The following is a 3,714-nucleotide window of genomic DNA, read 5'->3' as shown; positions in this document are numbered from 1 at the left end:
ACACTGGGTCACGCCAACCAGCGGACACTCTGGCCCCGGAGCGGTTGAGCCGGAGCAGACACTGGGTCGCGTGACGAGGCAGCGAACGCTCCGGCTCCGGAGGGGTTGAGCCGGAGCAAGCGCTGGGTCGCAGGGTGGGGCGGCCCCTAGGGTGGCGATGTGACCGGGGTAGCGGGGTCACTGTGTGGGTCGCGGGGTGATTGGGGTCGCGGGTGATGGGGGGTCGCGGGATGGCTGGGGGTCGCGGGGTGGCTGGCGGTGGTGATGTGGCTCCGGCGGGCCGGGGCGGGCGGCTCGTCGATCCGCAGGACGTCGCCGGGGTGCTGCTCACTCCCGGCGCGAGCGCGGACCGGGACCACCACACGCTCGTCGCGCTCGAGGCGGCACTCGCGCCGCTGCCCGTGCTCCGGATGCACTTCGCCAACCGCGAGCGCGGCAACCCCGGGCCGGAGCGCGCCGAGGCGGCGATCCCCTACCTGCGCGAGCGCGCGGACGCGTGGGCGGCCGAGCTCGGCGTCGAGCCGGGACGGCTCGTGCTCGGCGGGCGGTCGTTCGGCGGGCGGATGGCCTCGATGGCCGTCGCGCAGGGACAGCCCGCCGCCGGGTTGCTGCTGCTCTCCTACCCCCTGCACCCGCCCGGCAAGCCGGACACCCTGCGCATCGAGCACCTCCCGGACGTGGACGTCCCCACTCTCGCCGTGAGCGGTCAGCGCGACCCGTTCGGCACGCCCGACGAGCTCGCGCACCACCTCGCCGCGATCCCCGGACCCCTGCGCCTCGTCACGGTCCCCGGCGACCACAGCCCCGCGGACCCACCCGTGGTCGCCGCCGTCCTGGACTGGTTCGGCCGCTCGCCCGCCTGACCCGCAGCCGGCTCGACCGCCGAGAGCGTCCGACGAGCGAGTCCGACGAGCGCGTCCGACGAGCGCGTCGACGAGCTCGGCCCTGAGGGGCGAGCTCGTGCGTCTGGACTGCCGAGCTCGCGCCCGACTGCCGAGCTCGACCGCTGAAGGCGAGGAGTCGGGCACCTAGTGCCGGGCACCTGGTGCCGGGCGAGGCGAGGCCGGTGAACGGGTGGGTCAGGCTGCCAGGGCGCGGTCGAAGGCGGCGAGCGCCTGGGGGGAGAACAGAACGAAGTGCACCAGGGCGATGCCGTGGGGCCGACCGTCGGGGCCCCGGTCCTGGTCGGTGCCCGCCTGCCACGCCCGCACTGAGTGCACCGCCACGTCCGCGACCTCCTCGACGTCCCACCCGTACGCACCCGCGCTGATCGCGGGGAACGCGATGCTGTGCGCGCCGAGGTCCACGGCGACCTCGAGCGAGGCCAGGAAACAGGCCGCGAGGGCGGGGGTGTCGCGCTCGCCGGCGTGCCAGTTGGGTCCGACCGTGTGCACCACCCACCGCGCGGGAAGGTCGAAGCCGTCGGTGGCCACGGCGTGCCCCACCGGGAGCCCGTCGGGCAACCGGTCGGCGCGCAGCTCGCGGCAGGCGTCCAGCAGCCGCGGGCCGGCCGCGGCGTGGATCGCCCCGTCGACGCCCCCGCCACCGAGGAGCGAGGAGTTCGCCGCGTTGACCACGACGTCGACGTCCTGCTTCGTGATGTCGCCCAGCACCGTCTCGATCCGCATGTCCCCATCGTCACCGAATCGGCCCGATGTGCACCGGTCAACGGTCCCACCGAGGCTGTGATGCCGGTCGCGGGGCCGCAGACGCGACAAGGCCCCTCGGACGCTTACTTCCGAGGGGCCTTCGCCGGTGTCCAGGCTAAGTCGCTGCGGCGCCCGTCCGGGTGAACGACACGCGAACTGTCCACAACTTTGATCCACAGGCCTGTGTTCAGCCCGTGTTCATGCAGGTCGGCCTGTGCATATCGGTGTGGAGCAAAGTGTGGATAAAGAAATCTCCCAGAGCCTCTTGCGGGCCCGTTGCGGCAGGACTAGACATCTCACATCGGCCTCGACGGATCGGGAACCGACAGGAGAAGGCCCCCTCGGGGGACGGACCTGACGGGCTCGGGACGACGAGGTCGGGCCGACCGGAGAACGGGCGACCACACCGACGGGGAGACCCGAAGGCTCGCGGATGACGCCGCGAGGGTTGCTCCGGACCGGAAGGCTGATCGCAGTCCCCCGCCCGCGGCGGCCCGGTTCGCCGGAACGTCGGGTGTCGGGTAGGAGCCGCACCGTCAGAGCGGCGCCGTCGCACCACCGGGCCCCCGGGCTCGGAGCCGGCAGGCTCGAGAGCAGCGAGGTCGACGCACCGCAAGGCGCGTGGACCGCACGGATCACGCACCGCAAGGCGCGTGGACGGAGCAGCTCGCGAGGCTGATGGCACACGGACCGCACGAGGCACGGACCGCAAGGTCGGTGCACCGCATGGTTCGCGGGTGTCGACACGGTCGACCGGGTCCGCCCGGAAGGCCGACGGCCTGGGATCGCACGAGAAGGCCCCTCGGACGCTTACTCCGAGGGGCCTTCTCCGTGCTGCCGTGGGAACGACGCGGCCGTGCTGCCGCGGACGCTACGGGGCCGGCTCCGGAACCGACTCGAGCAGGATCGTCACCGGGCCGTCGTTGACGAGCTCGACCGCCATGTCGGCGCCGAACACCCCGGTGGCCACCTCGAGCCCGCGGGCGCGCAGGGCAGCGACGACCGCGTCGACGAGCGGCTCGGCGACCGGTCCGGGCGCGGCCGAGTTCCAGGTCGGCCGACGGCCCTTGCGGGTGTCGGCGTACAGCGTGAACTGGCTGACGACGAGCACGGGCGCGCCGACGTCGGCGGCCGACTGCTCGTCGCGCAGGATCCGCAGCTCGGCGACCTTCCGCGCGATCAGCTCGACCTGCGCGGCACCGTCACCGGGCGTCACCCCGACGAGCACCACGAGCCCCGGCCGGTCGATCGCCCCGACGACGGCGCCGTCGACGGTGACCGACGCGCGCGTCACCCGCTGCACGACAGCCCTCACAGGCAGGGCTCCACGGAGCCGACGGCCTCGCCGTGGCCGAGCACGGCGGTCGCCCCGATCGGCGCGACGAGCGCGGGGTCCACCCCCGCCACCGCAAGCGCGGCGGCGAGCACCGCGGCGCGGGGCCGCGCGGAGCCGTCGGCGATCTTGATCGCGACCGCCCCGCCGTCGGGCAGCCCCGCGGCGTACACGCCGTCGGCGCCGTCCTTCGCGACGAGCCCCGGCACGGCCTGCATGAACCGCGTCGCGTCGCGCCCGGTCCCGGCGACGAGCCACGGGTGCGTGCTCATGGCCCGCGCCACGCGTCCCTCGGGGGTGCCCGCGTGCCCGGAGTCGTGCGGTGCCCGGCCGAGGAGGCCGAACGAGCGCGCGAGGCCGACGAGCGTCGTCGAGAACAGGGCGGCGCCGCAGCCGTCGACGGTGGTGTGCTCGACCGGTACACCCGTGAGCTCGGCGACCGCGGCGTGCAGCGCGCGCTGCAGCGGGTGCGTCGGCAGCCGGTACCCCGCAACGGGCCACCCCGCCGCGACGCACGTCGCCAGCATCGCCGCGTGCTTGCCGGAGCAGTTCTGCGTGATCGGCTCACGCCCGTTGCCCTGCTCGCGCCACGCCCACGCGGCCTCGGGGTCGAGCGGCCAGTCCGGGGTGTTGTCGAGGTCCTGCTCGGTCAGGCCGTGCGCGGCCAGGAGCGCGCGCACGCCCTCGACGTGCCGAGCCTCGGCGTTGTGGCTCGCGCACGCGAGCGCGAGC

General features: G+C 74.5%; 4 protein-coding genes. 1 reads left to right on the top strand and 3 read right to left on the bottom strand.

The window, feature by feature from the left end:
• Window positions 1-266 precede the first annotated feature (266 nt).
• Complete coding sequence (locus CGE01nite_RS16630) at window positions 267-863, top strand: alpha/beta hydrolase family protein (RefSeq protein ID WP_048342011.1); 597 nt, start codon at window positions 267-269, stop codon at window positions 861-863.
• Between the two features lie 216 nt (window positions 864-1,079).
• Here the strand turns inward: CGE01nite_RS16630 and CGE01nite_RS16625 are convergent, their stop codons facing one another.
• The 3 genes from CGE01nite_RS16625 to CGE01nite_RS16615 all read right to left on the bottom strand — a co-directional run.
• Entirely contained in the window at window positions 1,080-1,628 is a 549-nt protein-coding gene (locus CGE01nite_RS16625) for an O-acetyl-ADP-ribose deacetylase (RefSeq protein WP_141371768.1), read from the bottom strand.
• Window positions 1,629-2,520: 892 nt separating this feature from the next.
• Window positions 2,521-2,964: a D-aminoacyl-tRNA deacylase gene (dtd, locus tag CGE01nite_RS16620; protein ID WP_141371767.1), complete on the bottom strand. Its 444-nt coding sequence runs from the start codon at window positions 2,962-2,964 to the stop codon at window positions 2,521-2,523.
• Window positions 2,961-3,714: asparaginase (locus CGE01nite_RS16615; protein ID WP_141371766.1), on the bottom strand; the 754-nt coding region annotated here is incomplete at its 5' end. The genes dtd and CGE01nite_RS16615, both read right to left, overlap by 4 nt.

Source organism: Cellulomonas gelida (genome assembly GCF_006538725.1).
Lineage (GTDB): Bacteria > Actinomycetota > Actinomycetes > Actinomycetales > Cellulomonadaceae > Cellulomonas > Cellulomonas gelida.
The sequence above is the reverse complement of the archived record's forward strand: the minus strand, read 5'-3'. Positions and strand labels throughout refer to the sequence as shown.